General features: G+C 67.1%; 16 protein-coding genes. 7 read left to right on the forward strand and 9 right to left on the reverse strand.

Going from position 1 to position 14,251, the window contains the following annotated elements:
- The first annotated feature begins 33 nt into the window (after positions 1-33).
- Both QUV18_RS02130 and QUV18_RS02135 read left to right on the forward strand, forming a co-directional pair.
- The gene (locus QUV18_RS02130; RefSeq protein WP_300892035.1) at positions 34-615 is read left to right on the forward strand and encodes a ferredoxin; all 582 of its coding nucleotides are present in this window, start codon (positions 34-36) and stop codon (positions 613-615) included.
- Positions 612-1,103, forward strand: coding sequence for a histidine phosphatase family protein (locus tag QUV18_RS02135; protein ID WP_300891647.1), 492 nt, complete (start codon positions 612-614; stop codon positions 1,101-1,103). Before QUV18_RS02130 ends, QUV18_RS02135 begins: the two co-directional genes overlap by 4 nt.
- A gap of 60 nt (positions 1,104-1,163) precedes the next feature.
- Here the strand turns inward: QUV18_RS02135 and QUV18_RS02140 are convergent, their stop codons facing one another.
- The 8 genes from QUV18_RS02140 to crcB all read right to left on the reverse strand — a co-directional run bounded on the left by QUV18_RS02140 (position 1,164) and on the right by crcB (position 8,727).
- Positions 1,164-1,955: an amino acid ABC transporter ATP-binding protein gene (locus tag QUV18_RS02140; RefSeq protein WP_300891649.1), complete on the reverse strand. Its 792-nt coding sequence runs from the start codon at positions 1,953-1,955 to the stop codon at positions 1,164-1,166.
- A gap of 15 nt (positions 1,956-1,970) precedes the next feature.
- Entirely contained in the window at positions 1,971-3,293 is a 1,323-nt protein-coding gene (locus QUV18_RS02145) for an amino acid ABC transporter permease (RefSeq protein WP_300891651.1), read from the reverse strand.
- Between the two features lies 1 nt (position 3,294).
- On the reverse strand, positions 3,295-4,563 hold the full coding sequence (locus tag QUV18_RS02150) for an ABC transporter permease subunit (RefSeq protein ID WP_300891653.1): 1,269 nt from the start codon (positions 4,561-4,563) through the stop codon (positions 3,295-3,297).
- A gap of 130 nt (positions 4,564-4,693) precedes the next feature.
- Positions 4,694-5,713, reverse strand: a complete 1,020-nt coding sequence (locus QUV18_RS02155; RefSeq protein WP_300891655.1) for an amino acid ABC transporter substrate-binding protein — start codon at positions 5,711-5,713, stop codon at positions 4,694-4,696.
- Positions 5,714-5,916: 203 nt separating this feature from the next.
- The gene (locus QUV18_RS02160; protein WP_300891657.1) at positions 5,917-6,630 is read right to left on the reverse strand and encodes an ATP12 family protein; all 714 of its coding nucleotides are present in this window, start codon (positions 6,628-6,630) and stop codon (positions 5,917-5,919) included.
- Positions 6,627-7,310, reverse strand: a complete 684-nt coding sequence (locus tag QUV18_RS02165) for an HAD-IA family hydrolase (RefSeq protein ID WP_300891659.1) — start codon at positions 7,308-7,310, stop codon at positions 6,627-6,629. Before QUV18_RS02165 ends, QUV18_RS02160 begins: the two co-directional genes overlap by 4 nt.
- Positions 7,307-8,350 carry an RluA family pseudouridine synthase gene (locus QUV18_RS02170; RefSeq protein ID WP_300891661.1) on the reverse strand — a complete coding sequence of 348 codons (1,044 nt, stop codon included), beginning with the start codon at positions 8,348-8,350 and terminating at the stop codon, positions 7,307-7,309. The genes QUV18_RS02165 and QUV18_RS02170 overlap by 4 nt, the downstream gene beginning before the upstream one ends.
- Complete coding sequence (crcB, locus tag QUV18_RS02175) at positions 8,347-8,727, reverse strand: fluoride efflux transporter CrcB (RefSeq protein ID WP_300891664.1); 381 nt, start codon at positions 8,725-8,727, stop codon at positions 8,347-8,349. The genes QUV18_RS02170 and crcB overlap by 4 nt, the downstream gene beginning before the upstream one ends.
- Positions 8,728-8,964: 237 nt before the next feature.
- On the opposite strand from crcB, the gene QUV18_RS02180 reads away from it, so the two are divergent.
- Complete coding sequence (locus QUV18_RS02180) at positions 8,965-10,215, forward strand: glycerate kinase (RefSeq protein WP_300891666.1); 1,251 nt, start codon at positions 8,965-8,967, stop codon at positions 10,213-10,215.
- A gap of 87 nt (positions 10,216-10,302) precedes the next feature.
- Here QUV18_RS02180 and QUV18_RS02185 read toward each other — a convergent pair whose 3' ends face one another.
- Complete coding sequence (locus tag QUV18_RS02185) at positions 10,303-11,004, reverse strand: HAD family hydrolase (protein WP_300891668.1); 702 nt, start codon at positions 11,002-11,004, stop codon at positions 10,303-10,305.
- Between the two features lie 97 nt (positions 11,005-11,101).
- Here QUV18_RS02185 and clpS point away from each other — a divergent pair, with 97 nt between their 5' ends.
- From clpS to hemF, 4 genes are read left to right on the forward strand one after another with little or no spacing between them, the layout of a single operon-like run.
- Positions 11,102-11,446 carry an ATP-dependent Clp protease adapter ClpS gene (clpS, locus tag QUV18_RS02190; protein ID WP_300891670.1) on the forward strand — a complete coding sequence of 115 codons (345 nt, stop codon included), beginning with the start codon at positions 11,102-11,104 and terminating at the stop codon, positions 11,444-11,446.
- 1 nt (position 11,447) lies between these two features.
- The gene (locus QUV18_RS02195; protein WP_300891672.1) at positions 11,448-12,440 is read left to right on the forward strand and encodes a class I SAM-dependent methyltransferase; all 993 of its coding nucleotides are present in this window, start codon (positions 11,448-11,450) and stop codon (positions 12,438-12,440) included.
- A 37-nt stretch (positions 12,441-12,477) separates the two neighbouring features.
- A complete protein-coding gene (locus QUV18_RS02200; protein ID WP_300891673.1) occupies positions 12,478-13,278 on the forward strand; it encodes an SDR family oxidoreductase in 801 nt (266 codons plus the stop codon).
- Positions 13,279-13,302: 24 nt separating this feature from the next.
- Positions 13,303-14,193, forward strand: a complete 891-nt coding sequence (gene hemF, locus QUV18_RS02205) for an oxygen-dependent coproporphyrinogen oxidase (protein ID WP_300892036.1) — start codon at positions 13,303-13,305, stop codon at positions 14,191-14,193.
- The last annotated feature ends 58 nt before the right edge of the window (positions 14,194-14,251 follow it).

Raw genomic sequence — 14,251 nt, forward strand, 5'->3', positions numbered from 1 at the left:
GCATCCGCCGCCACGGAACGGCAACTCGGCGTGATGGGCGTGGTGCAGGACGACCTGCCCGAGGGCGTCGCATCGCTCGTGCTGCTCGGCCCGCTGGAGCCCGGCTTCTGGCCCGCCTTCACCGCGTCTCCGGAATATCTCGACGGCGCGCCCGACCCGCTCGACCGCTGGTCGCACCGGGTGATCACCGGCATGGCAGAGGCCCTGAACGCCACCCCCTTCTTCCCCTTCGGCGGCCCGCCCTACCAGCCCTTCATCGCCTGGGCCAAGGCCAGCGGCCGGGCGCATTCCTCGCCCGTGGGCCTGCTGGTCCATGACACGGCGGGGCTGATGATCTCCTATCGCGGCGCCCTCGGCTTCGCCGATCGCATCGACGCCCCCGCACCGCCCCCCAGCCCCTGCGAGAGCTGCGAGACCCGCCCCTGTCTCACCGCCTGCCCGGTCGACGCCTTCGCCAGCGGCAGCTATGACGTCGCCGCCTGCAAGGCCGACCTCGACCGCCCCGGAAATGACTGCATGACCCGTGGCTGCGCCGTCCGCCGCGCTTGCCCCGTCAGCCAGGGCCATGGCAGGCTCGAGGCGCAATCCGCCTTTCACATGAGGGCTTTCCGATGAAGCGGCTGATCCTGATGCGCCACGCCAAATCCAGCTGGGCCAACCCCGGCCAGGACGACCACGCGCGCCCGCTCAACTCCCGCGGCAAGGTCTCGGCGCGCGTGCTCGGCGACTGGCTGCGTCACAAGGACTACCTGCCGGATCAGACGCTCAGCTCCGATTCGGTCCGCACGCGGGAAACCTTCGCCCGGCTCAAGATCGCCTGCGATACCGAGTTCCTCGGCAAGCTCTACCACGCCGGGCCAGAGGACATGCTGCGCGTGCTGCGCAAGGCCACGGGCGACACCGTGCTGATGCTGGGCCACAATCCGGGCATCGGCTGGTTCGCCCAGACCCTCGTCGCCGTGCCGCCCCCGCATCCGCGCTTCTTCGACTATCCCACCTGCGCGACGCTGGTTGCCGAATTCGATATCGACCGCTGGGAGGAGGTCGGCACGGGCACCGGCAAGGCTGTGGATTTCGTCATCCCCCGCGAACTGACCGGCTGAGCCCCGAACGGCAAAAGCCCCGGCACATCGGCCGGGGCTTCGCATGGCATGTCGACGCCTTCAGTGCCCGAGGATCTGGCTGAGGAACAGCTTGGTCCGGTCGCTTTTCGGGTTGTTGAAGAACTCTTCCGGCTCGTTCTGTTCGACGATCTGGCCCTGGTCCATGAAGATCACGCGGTTCGCCACCTGCCGGGCAAAGCCCATCTCGTGCGTGACGCAAAGCATGGTCATCCCTTCCTGCGCCAGCTCGATCATGGTGTCGAGCACCTCCTTGATCATTTCCGGGTCGAGCGCCGAGGTCGGCTCGTCGAACAGCATGATCCGCGGCTTCATGCAGAGTGACCGGGCAATCGCCACCCGCTGCTGCTGACCGCCCGACAACTGGCCCGGATACTTGTTGGCCTGCTCGGGGATCTTCACCTTCTCGAGGAAGTGCATGGCGGTATCCACGGCTTCCTTCTTCGGCACCTTGCGCACCCAGATCGGCGCCAGCGTGCAGTTCTCGAGAATGGTAAGGTGCGGGAACAGGTTGAAGTGCTGGAACACCATCCCCACCTCGCGGCGGATCTTGTCGATGTTCTTGAGGTCGTTCGACAACACCGTGCCATCCACCACGATCTTGCCCTGCTGGTGCTCCTCCAGCGCGTTGATGCAGCGGATAAGCGTCGACTTGCCCGACCCCGACGGCCCGCAGATCACGATCCGCTCCCCCTGGTTGACGGTCAGGTCGATGTCGCGCAGCACGTGAAACGCGCCGTACCACTTGTTCATGTTGTTGATTTCGATGGCGACGTCGTCCGACACCGTCATTTGCGAGCGGTCGATTTCGGTATCTACGGCTAAGTCAGACATAGGCGTGATCCTTTCTTATCTGTGGCCGGTCTGAAGCTTGCGCTCCAGGTACATGGAATAGCGGGACATGCCGAAGCAGAAGATGAAGAACAGCAGCGCGATGAAGCCGTAAAGCTCCCACACGATACCGTTCCAGTCCGAGTCGGCCCGAATGGCATTCGACAGGCCCAGCGGGTCCAGAAGGCCGATGATCGACACGAGCACCGTGTCCTTGAACAGGCCGATGAAGGTGCTCACGATGCCCGGGATCGAGATCTTCAGCGCCTGCGGCATGATGATCAGCCGCTGCGCCTGCCAGTAGTCGAGGCCAAGGCTGTCGGCGCCCTCGTACTGGCCCTTGGGCAGCGCGGCCAGGCCGCCCCGGATCACCTCCGCCATGTAGGCCGAGGCGAACAGGGTGGCCATGATGATGACCCGCAGGATGATGTCGAAATTCGTGCCCGGCGGCATGAAGATGTTCAGAAGCGTCGAGGCCACGAACAGCAGCGTGATCAGCGGAACGCCCCGGATGAACTCGATGAAGCCCACGCACAGCGCCTTGACGATCAGCAGGTCCGACCGGCGACCAAGCGCCAGCACGATCCCCAGCGGCAGCGAGATGGCGATGGCCACCACGCCGATGGTGATCGACAGCATGAAGCCCCCGAAGTTGCGGCTGTCGACCGAGTTGAGCCCCGCGGGAATGATCGAGTGGATCAGCTCCGAAAGTGGCCCGACCAGGAAGATCCACCAGGCGAGCGCCGCGATCACCGCGGCGATGATCCCCGCCAGGTTGCCGGCAGCGGCCGCGACCACCCGGAACACGCCATAGCCGATGCCGAGCCCGGCAATGACCAGAAGCGGCGTCCAGACGGAACCGCCCCACAGCAGCCAGGGCATCAGGAACGGGTAGATCGCCGAGAACCAGATCAGCTTGCCGGGGAAGTAGTCGCTGAACAGCACCGGCCCCAGCGCCACGAAGAGCAGGATGAAGGCCAGGATCGGCCGCCAGTACAGCCCGCTCGGGTAGAACCCGAACAGAAGCTGCACCCACCGGTCGCGGATCACGCCCCAGCAGGCGCCGCCGAAATGCCCCTCGCGGCCCATCTCCGCAAGGATTTCCCGGCACTCGTTAAGCGACGTCGCTTCCCACGTGGGAGAGAAGAACCACGGCAGGAGCGCGGAAAGGATCCAGTAGATGAAGATCAGCGACAATATGGTCAGGACAGAGTTGAACCATCCCGAGAACAGGTTCTCCCTCAGCCAGCCGATGGCCCCCACCGAGGTGGCCGGGGGGTCCTGTTCGGGCAGCATGGTGTCGCGAACGTAGCCTACGGTTTCTGCATGCATCTCGCTCATATCACCGCTCCACCAGGCTGACGCGATTGTTGTACCAGTTCATCACCAGCGAAATGCACAGCGAGATCGTGAGATAGATCAGCATCCCGAGAAGCACGGTCTCGAGCTCGCGGCCCGTCTGGTTGAGCGTGACGCCCATCAGCGTGCCGGTGATGTCCATGTAACCCACCGCGATCGCCAGCGACGAGTTCTTGGTCAGGTTCAGGTATTGCGAGATCAGCGGCGGGATGATCACCCGAAGCGCCTGCGGCAGCACCACCAGCCCCATGATCCGCCGGGGCCGGAGGCCAAGCGCGGCGGCGGCCTCGGTCTGGCCATGGCTCACGGCCATGATCCCCGCGCGCACGATCTCGGCCACGAAGGCCGCGGTATAAAGCGACAGGGCCAGCCACAGCGCGATCAGCGAATTGCGCATATGCGTGCCGCCGCCGAAGTTGAAGCCCTTCAGCTCCGGGTATCCCAGGTGAAAGCCCAGGGCGACCAGCAGGATGATCAGCGGCACGAACACCACGCCCAGCCGCAGGTACCACGTGGTCGGGCGCACGCCCGTCCGGTTCTGGATGGCGTCCGCCCGGTCGCGGATGCGGCCCGACACGAACACGCCCGCGACCAGCACCGCGACGATGGCCAGCAGGTTCAGGCTGACATCGAAGTTCAGCGCCGACTGGCCGAACAGGTGCACATCGCCAAGGCTGCGCGAGAACAGCGGCTCGGGAACGTAGATGCCGCGATTGGTCAGCGCCACCGACTCGAACAGCTTCATGGTCGACTCGGGATCGTCGCCGCGGAAGGCGCTCGGCGCCGGAAGCGTCTCGATCAGCACCGCCATGAACAGCACGATCCACAGCAGCACGGGCACGTTCCGGAACATCTCGACATAGACCGTCATGATCTTGGAGACGAGCCAGTTCTTGCTCAGGCGAAGCACACCGATCAGCACGCCCAGCACCGTCGCCAGCGCACAGCCCATCACGGCGACCAGCAGCGTGTTCAGAAGCCCGACGAACGCCGCCCGAAGGTGCGAACTGCGCGAGGTGTACTCGATCAGCCGCTGGTTGATGTCATAGCCCGCCGGTTCGAACAGGAAGCGGAAGGACGGCTCCTTGCCGAGGTCCTGCAGGTTCTGCGCGGTGTTGGAAATGAGCCAGCCGATCAGGATCAGGAACCCGATGAGCGCGACCACCTGGATGGTGGTCGAACGATACCGGGTATCGTAAATCAGCATGGACAGTCGGAACGACTCCGTATGCGGGTCGGTCGTTGATGTCATCTGGAAGTCCCCGTTGTTCAGCCCGGTTTGTTTTTTGCGGCGGCTTTTTTGCGCCGTGGGCCGATGTTCTTATCCCGTAGGAAAGTGCTGAAAGGGCGCGGAGTGATCCGCGCCCTTTCGAAGGTCTGTCTTAGCGGAAGGGCGGAGCGTAGAGCAGGCCGCCGTCTTTCCACTGGGCGTTCAGCCCGCGGGCCAGCCCGATCGGGGTGCTCTCGCCGATGTGGCGCTCGAACAGCTCGCCGTAGTTGCCGCCGGCCGAAATCGCCTTGACGGCCCAGTCGGCCTCGAGGCCCAGCATCTCGCCGAGGTTGCCCTCGGTGCCGAGCAGGCGGTTGATTTCCGGGTTGTCACCGGCCGAGCTGGCCATGTCGGTGATGTTGGCGCTGGTCACGCCCAGTTCCTCTGCCACGATCAGCGCGTTCAGGGTCCAGCGGACAACGTCGCCCCATTCATGGTCGCCGTGACGCACCAGCGGGCCGAGCGGCTCTTTCGAGATGGTCTCGGGCAGGATGGTGTGATCACCCGGCGCCTCGAACGCGGCACGGGTGGCCGCAAGACCCGAACGGTCGGTGGTGTAGACGTCGCAGGCACCGGCAAGGTACTGCTGCTGCGCTTCGGCGTTGGTTTCGATCGGCACCGGCTCGTAGTTCATGTTGTTCGAGCGGAAGTAGTCCGCCAGGTTGAGCTCGGTGGTGGTGCCGGTCTGGATGCAGACCGTGGCGCCGTCGAGTTCCTTGGCCGAGCTGACGCCCAGGCCGGACGGAACCATGAAGCCCTGGCCGTCATAGTAGTTCACGCCGGTGAATTCGAACTTCAGGTCGACGTCGCGCGAGAAGGTCCAGGTCGTGTTCCGGGCCAGCATGTCGATCTCGCCCGAGGCAAGGGCGGTGAAGCGCGTCTTGCCGGTGGTCGGAACGAATTCGACGGCCGTGGAATCCCCCAGAACGGCCGCTGCAACGGCGCGACACACACCAACATCGAAACCTTCCCAGACGCCGTTGGCGTCAGGCGCCGCAAAACCGACGAGGCCGGTGGTGACGCCGCAGTTCAGCGTGCCGCGGGCCTTTACGTCGTCCAACGTGCCGGCAGCAGCAGCGCCAGCCGAAAGGCCGGCGACAGTCAGCGCACCAAGAAATACGGATTTTTTCATTTTTACCTCTTCCTGATTGTCCGCTCTATCCAGAACGGTTTAAACGGCCCCTCGGAGGCCGGAGCGATACTGTATTTGGGGAGAGTCCCCATCAGTGCCCGCAAGTTTGTGTGGATTCATCGACGCACGTCAAGCCCCGGATCACGAAAAACGATGGACATATCATGGAGTTTCCGACGCGTCACCCAATGGGTTGCGGTCACTCATGCGGCCTGCGCAAGATCATGAAACTGCTTTGCAGCGTAGAAATCACTTTCTTTCACCGCCGCCTGCGCCCGGGCCTCCTCGTCGATGCCCCACTGCTCTTCCTGCCAGGCCTCGTCGATGCGCGAAAGGCGCCACAGCTCGCCGATATCCCGCACCTCGCCGATCGCGGCAAGGCCGATGACCAGCGAGCCGGAGATTCCCACGAGGTCGTGAAAAGCGGTCAGCCGGAACGGCTCCATCGCGTGAACCGGCTGCGCCAGCTTGTCCAGCGCCTTCGGATTCTGCGGGGCATGCATGACCCCCTGCACCGGAATAAGCCGCGCGCCGAAGGTGGCGTCGGCCCAGTCCAGCAGCGGGTCCCACGCCTCGGCCTGCCGTGCAACCAGCTCCTGCGGGCTGTCGGCGCGATAGCACAGCAGGTCGCTGTCGCCATAGGCGGCCAGCATCTCGGCCACCTCCTCGCGCTGCACTGTCACCTTGTCGATCGCGGCATTGGCGGCGCGGGTGACCGGCATGCTCAGCGGCCGGATCTCGCCCTCCTGCGCATCCCATTCCTCCGCCACCGCCTCGGCCATGGCGCGCGACGGCAGGGTCATCGCCGATTTCAGCGGCGTCCGCACCGGCCGGCCATCCAGCTCGACGGCGAAGCCTTCCCCGGCCTCGACAACCTGCGCTTCCTTCCAGAACCGCTTGGCCTTCCACTCGCTCATGCCGCCGCTCCCCGCAACGTTGTCAGAACCTCGGGCAACTCGCGGAAATCCCGCAGGATCGCCGCCGCGCCGGTCAACGTCTCCGCCGCGTGATAGCCCCATGACACGCCGATGAACGGCACCCCGGCCGCCAGCGCCATGTCCCGATCATAGGTCGTGTCGCCGACCATGACGGCGTCCTTCGCCGCGACCCCGGTTTCCGCCAGCGCGGCCTGCAGCATCGCCGGGTGCGGCTTCGAGGGGTGATGATCGGCCACCTGCGACGTCACGAAGAACCGGCCCAGGTCATGCCCCTCGAACAGCTTGTCGAGCCCCCGGCGCGACTTGCCGGTCGCCACGCCCAGAAGCGTCTCGGGCTGCGCGTGCAGCGCGGCCAGCGTCTCCAGCGCATACGGGTAAAGCGGCGACGATGCCGCCGCCCCGGCCTGCGACCGCAACGCCACATAGGCCTCCTTGTACCACTCGACCATCGCGCCATGCGTCTCCGCCGGCAGCTCCGGCGCCAACCGCGGGAAGGCCGCATCGAGCGACAGGCCCACGATCCCCAGCGTCGCCTCCCGCGCCGGTGCCGGGTGCCCGGCCCGGTCGAAGGCATGGGCCATCGCCGCCACGATATCGCCCTGGCTGTCGACCAGCGTGCCGTCGACATCGAAGATCACCAGTTTCAACGACGCTGTCATGCAATCTCCTCGAACGGGTCTTCGGGCGCCTCGGAGGGCTGCCACTGGAACATCTCCCACGTCCTTGCCATGTGCTCCGGCAAGGGCGCCGTCAGGTGCAGCCGCGCCCCCGTCACCGGGTGGCTCAGCGTCAGCGACCGGGCATGCAGGTGCAGCTTGCGGCTCACCTCCCCGCCCAGCTGCGCGCCCCAGCCATCGCCCAGGTTCTCCTGCCCCGACCCGCCATACTTGCCGTCGCCGACGATCGGATGCCCCAGCTCGGCCATATGCGCCCGAAGCTGGTGCGTCCGCCCGGTGACCGGCACCAAGCCGACCCACGCGGTGCGCGTCCCGGCGGGCTCGATCACGATGTAATCGGTCGTGGCGTGCTTGGCGCCCTCCGTCCGCTCCACCTCGCCGGGGTGCAGGCAGAGCATCTTCTCCCCCTCGCCTCCCTTGCCGTGGCCCGGCGCCTTCACCAGCCCGAACTTGATCGTCCCGGCCCGTGGCGTCGGCACGCCGGCAATGGCGGCCCAGTAGATCTTGCGCGTATCGCGATGCCGGAACGCCTCCGTCAGGCTGGCCGCCACGGCCCGGGTCCGCGCCATGATCAGAACGCCCGACGTGTCCTTGTCCAGCCGGTGCACCAGCCGCGGCTTCTCCTCCAGCCCGAACCGCAGCGCCTCGGCCATCCCGTCGACATGCCGGGTCAGCTTGCTGCCCCCCTGCACCGGCAGGCCCGGCGGCTTGTTCAGCGCGATCACGTGATCGTCGCGATAGATCACCGCCGCGCGGATCATCTTGGCATCCGCCTCGGACACCGCGGGCTTCTCGGCCGCACGCGCCTCCCCCGGCTCCGGCAGCGGCGGGATGCGCACCTGCTGCCCCGCCTCCAGCCGGGTCGCGGCCTTGACCCGCCCGCCATCGACGCGCAGCTCGCCCTTGCGGCACATCTTCTCGATCCGGCCCTGCGGTACATGCGGAAACTGCCGCCGGAACCACCGGTCAAGCCGCTGCCCGGCATCGCCCTCGGCCACGGTCAGGGTCTGCACCCCGCTCATGTCCACACCGCGCGCATCAGCGCCATGCCCAGCACGATCGCCGCCAGCGACAGGATCACCGACCCCATCACGTAGGCCCCGGCCAGCGCCACCTGCCCGCGCTCGTACAGCGTCACCGCGTCCAGCGAGAAGGCCGAGAAGGTGGTGAACCCGCCCAGCAGCCCGGTCATCAGGAACGGCCCCGCCGCCCTGGTTCCGCCCTCGCGCGCCAGCACCACCACGATCACCCCCATCAGGAACGACCCCGCCACGTTGACGAACAGCGTCGCCCACGGAAACCCCGGCCCGATCAGCCGCATCGCCGCCACCGAGGTCAGGTAGCGGGCGGAGGCGCCGATCGCGCCGCCCAGGGCCACGTGCAGAAGGCTCGTCATCATGGCCGCGTCTGTCGCTTGCCACCCTGCAATTGTCAAGCTGGCGGAGGCCCCAACGCCGGCCGGGGCGCGCGCCCTGCCATTTCACCGTTCCGGAAATACTCCGGGGGTGAGGCCGCAGGCCGAGGGGGCAGCGCCCCCTTTTTGCCGAGACCGGCCCCCAACCTGTCGGCTTTGCGCTGTTAGCGCCACCGCCACCACGTTAGGGTGCGCCAACGCAAACCCGAGGAGACCCTGCCGATGCAAGACCCCCTCCCCTTCCTGCGCCGCCTGTTCGACCGGGCGGTCGAGGTGGCCGACCCGATGCAAAGCCTCGCCGCCTGCCTGCCGCCGAAGCCCGAAGGGCGGCTCGTGGTGGTCGGCGCCGGCAAGGCCAGCGCCCGGATGGCCGAGGCGGTCGAGGCGGTCTACGGCCCCTGCGAGGGTCTGGTCATCACCCGCTACGGCTATGCCCGCCCCTGCCAGGGGATCGAGATCGTCGAGGCCGCCCACCCGGTCCCCGACGAGTCCGGAACCCGCGCCACGCGCCGGATGCTCGACCTGCTCGACGGGCTGGGCGAAGGCGACACCGTGCTGGCGCTCATCTCCGGCGGCGGCTCGGCCCTGCTCAACGCCCCCGCCGGCGGCATCACGCTGGACGAGAAACGCCAGCTCACCGACGCGCTGCTCTCCAGCGGTGCGCCCATCGGCGACATCAACGGCATCCGCAAGCAGATTTCGGCGGTCAAGGGCGGCAAGCTCGCCGCCGCCGCCTACCCCGCCCGGATGCTGGCGCTGATGATCTCCGACGTGCCCGGCGACAACCCCGCCGACATCGCCAGCGGCCCGACCGTGGGCGACACCGGCGACGCCCGGCGCGCCCTCGACACGCTCGCCCGCTGGAAGGTCACGGCCCCCGCCTCGATCACCGCCTACCTCGAACAAGGGGGCAACCCGCTCGCGCCCGACGACGAGCGCCTCTCCCGCGTGGAAAACGTGATCTACGCGGCCCCCTCGCAATCGCTCGATGCCGCGGCAGACCTCGCCCGCGCCGAAGGCTGCGATGTGGAAATCCTCGGCGACGCCCTGGAAGGAGAGGCGCGCGACGTGGCCGCCGATCACGCCCGCAAGGCCCTCGACGAGCGGGCGAAGCTCTCCAAGAACGCCGCCCCGCGCCTCCTCCTCTCCGGCGGCGAACTCACCGTCACCCGCCGCGGCGACGGCGTGGGCGGCCCCAACGCCGAATACGCCCTCGCCCTGGCCCTCGCGCTCGACGGCGCCCCCGGCATCCATGCCATCGCCTGCGATACCGACGGGGTCGACGGCGCGGCCGAGGTCGCGGGCGCGCTGATCGGCCCCGACACTCTCACCAGGGGCCCCGACGCCGCCGAGGCGCTGAACCGCAACGACGCCCATGGATTCTTCGATCGGATCGGCGACCAGGTCGTCACCGGCCCCACCCTTACCAACGTGAACGACTTCCGCGCCATCCTGATCGCGCCGTCTGCCTGACAGGGCCCACAGGGCTTCTTCTGGCCGGAAATATCCTGGGGGAGACGTTGAAATCCTTCTGGATTTCAACGGCGGGGGCAACGCCCCCTACCCGATCTCCGCGACCAGTGCCGCCAAAGCGGCAAGATCGTCGATCGCCCGGAACCGCGCGGCGTCCTCCGGCGGCTCGTCATGCTCTATTTCCCAGGTCAGGTGATGGGGCACGTAAACGCCCCAGCCGCCCGCCTCGATCGCCGGTTTCACGTCCGAGCGCAGCGAATTGCCCACCATCATCGACGCCTCCGCGCCGTTGCCGTGGCGGGCGAAGATACCGGCATAGACCTCCGGCGTCTTGGCGCTGACGATCTCGACCCCGTCGAACAGCTCGCCCAGCCCCGACTGCGCCAGCTTGCGCTCCTGGTCCAGCAAATCGCCCTTGGTGATCAGCAGCACCCGGTGGCTTTCGGCGATCTCCGCCACCGCCTCCCGTGCATGGGGCAACAGCTCGATCGGATGCTGCAGCATCTCCTGGCCCGCCGCGATCAGTTCCGAGATGACGCTGGCCGGCACCTGACCGTCTGTCACCTCGATGGCGGTCTCGATCATCGACAGGGTGAACCCCTTGATGCCGAACCCGTAATGCCCCAGGTTCCGCCGCTCCGCCGCCAACAGCCTTTCCGCCAGGTGCTCGCCATCCACGTAGTCCTCCAGCAGCGCCGCGAATCTCTCCTGCGTCAGCCGGAAGAACCGCTCGTTCTGCCAAAGCGTATCGTCCGCGTCGAAGCCGATTGTCGTCAGATTCCGTGTCATCATGCCCCGTCTCTAGGGTTCCCCCTCTTTTCACTCCTGCCCCCAAGGCTATATACTGGACTCACGATCGGCCATGCCAAATGAGACCGGGCAGGATATGACGGACCCTATCTTCCAGATGTCGGGGCAGAAGAACGGCGATGATGACGGCGACTCGTCGGTCATCGTCGAGACACGCACCAAGACCAAGCGACCGCCGCTCTACAAGGTGCTGCTTCTGAACGACGACTACACGCCGATGGAATTCGTCGTGGCCGTTCTCGAGCGGTTCTTCGGCATGTCCCACGCACAGGCCTTCGAGATCATGCTGACGGTCCACAAGCGGGGCGTCGCCGTGGTCGGCGTCTTCAGCCACGAGATTGCCGAGACCAAGGTCGCGCAGGTGATGGATTTCGCCCGCCGCCACCAGCATCCGCTGCAATGCACGATGGAAAAGGAATAGCTTGAGCGCTCTGTCACGCCTGTCACTGGCGCTGGACTCGGGCGACGTCACGCTGCCCGAGGCCGGGCGCGTCGCCGTCTTCGCCCCCCGCGCGGGCATGGACCTGTCGGCGCTGCCGGCCGACCTGTGCCATGTCATCACCACCTTCAAGCCCGACCGCGACCATTTCGCCGGGCAGGGCTTCACCTGCGGGAAAGAGCCGGATGGCCGCTACGCCGCCTCCCTCGTCTGCCTGCCGCGCGCCAAGGCGCTGGGCCAGGCCCTGGTGGCCGAGGCCGCGTCCGTGACCGACGGCCCGGTGATCGTCGACGGTGCCAAGACCGACGGCGTCGAATCGATCCTCAAGGCCTGCCGCAAGCGCGCCGAGGTTTCGCCCGCGCTCTCCAAGGCCCATGGCAAGCTCTTCCATTTCCCCGCCTCCACCGCCTTCGCCGACTGGGCCCCAGGCGACCCGTCCGAGATCGAGGGCGGCTTCGTCACCGTGCCCGGCATTTTCTCGGCCGACGGGATCGACCCGGCCTCCGCCCTGCTGGCCGATCACCTGCCCGAGAAGCTGGGCGCGCGCGTCGCCGATCTCGGCGCCGGCTGGGGCTATCTCTCGGCCCGCGCCCTCACGCGGGAGAGCATCAGGGAAATGCACCTGGTCGAGGCCGATTTTGCCGCGCTCGACTGCGCCCGCCGCAACGTGCTCGACCCCCGCGCCCACCTGCACTGGGAAGACGCCACCCGCTGGCAGCCGGACGAGCCGCTCGACACCGTCATCACCAACCCGCCCTTCCACGCCGGGCGGAACCCGGACCCGGGGCTGGGGCTCGACTTCATCCGCGCCGCCGCCCGGCTGCTTTCACCACGGGGCCAGCTTTTTCTGGTCGCCAACCGCCATCTCCCCTATGAATCGGAGATGGCGCGCCAGTTCGGAGAGGTGAAGGAAATGGGCGGCGACAACCGGTTCAAGCTTCTGCACGGGATGCGCCCGGCGCGCCGGCCCGGCTGATCCCCGGCGATATCCCACAGGCACAAAAGGGTAGACCATGTCATTTTCCATTTCCGGAAAGACCGCGATCGTGACCGGCGGGGCGAACGGCATCGGCCTCGCCATCGGGCGGCATTTCGTCGACAAGGGCGCGAACGTGATGTTCGCCGATATCGACGAGAAGCAGCTCATCAAGCAGGTTGGCGAAAACGAGGAAGGCAGCAACAAGCGCTATTTCGCGGGCGACCTGCGCGAGAAGCTGACGCTCGCCAACCTGTTGTCGGCCACCATCGACGCCTTCGACCAGGTCGACATCCTTGTAAACGCCTCGCGCCAGATGCTGGTCTCCGACCCGCTCAACCCCGATGACGACGCGGTCGAGCAACTCCTCAGCCAGAACCTGCTGACCGCCCTGCGCACCAGCCAGCTTGTCGCCAAGCGGATGATCAAGCAGGCCGAGGCGCGCGAGGGCGGCCCGGTCGGCACCATCGTCAACCTCTCCTCGATCGCCGCGCGCCGCACCCATCCCGACCTGCTGGCGTTCTCCGTCTCCTCTGCCGCGCTCGACCAGATGACGCGCAGCCTTGCCGTGGCCCTCGCGCCCCACCGGATCCGGGTCAACGCCGTGGCCTTCGGCTCGGTGATGAGCGCCTCGCTCCAGGGCACCCTGCGCGAGAATCGCGATTTCCGCGCCGATATCGAGGATCACACCCCGCTCGGCCGGATCGCCTCCGCGACGGAGCTCGCCGAGGCGGTGCAATACCTCGCCTGCGACAGTTCCGGCTTCATGACCGGCCAGATCATGACGGTCGATGGCGGCCGCACCCTGCTCGATCCGGTGGCGGCGCCGGCACACTGAACGGGGGGCCAGATGACCGGAAACATGACCGGAGAGATGACGGCGGAAAAGGCCCGAGCGGCTGCCTGGTTCCGCGAGCTGCGCGACACGATCGTGGCCGCCTTCGAGGAGCTGGAGGAAAGCCACGCCGAAGGCCCCTTCGCCGCTGCCGAACCCGGCCGGTTCGAGGTCAGGGCAACCAGCCGCACCAGCGAGGACGGCTCCGATGCCGGCGGCGGCCTCATGAGCGTCATGCGCGGCGGGCGGGTGTTCGAGAAGGTCGGCGTCAACATCTCCGAGGTCTACGGCACGCTCAGCCAGGTGGCCCAGGCCTCGATGGCCGCCCGCGGCGTGCCCGGGATCGAGGAGAACCCCCGCTTCTGGGCCAGCGGCATCAGCCTCGTCGCCCACATGCAGAACCCGCACGTGCCGGCCGTCCACATGAACACCCGCATGTTCTGGACCCCGGGCGCCTGGTGGTTCGGCGGCGGCTCCGACCTGAACCCCTGCATTGAGTATGACGAGGACACCGGCCATTTCCACGCCACCCAGAAGGCCTGGCTCGACCCGCATGGCGCGGGGGAATACCCAAGGCTCAAGGCCTGGGCCGACGAGTATTTCTACATCCCCCACCGCCGCCGCGCCCGCGGCGTGGGCGGCATCTTCATGGATGACCAGAACTCCGGAAGCTGGGAGGCCGATTTCGCCCTGACCCGGGACATCGGCCGCGCCTTCCTGCCGGCCTTCGTGCCGCTGGTGGAAAAACGGCGTCGGATGCAATTCGGCGAGGCCGAGAAGGACGCCCAGCTCATCCACCGCGGCCTCTATGCCGAGTACAACCTCGTCTACGACCGCGGCACCAAGTTCGGCCTCGCCACCAGCCACGACCCCGAGGCGGTGCTGATGAGCCTCCCGCCCATGGCCAAGTGGGTCTAGCCAAGGGCGCTCCCCCATCACCGCAACCGGGGACCCGGACTCTTTAAAAGAGTCCGAT

The sequence above is a fragment of the Roseovarius sp. genome, from assembly GCF_030373445.1.
Taxonomy (GTDB): Bacteria; Pseudomonadota; Alphaproteobacteria; order Rhodobacterales; family Rhodobacteraceae; genus Roseovarius.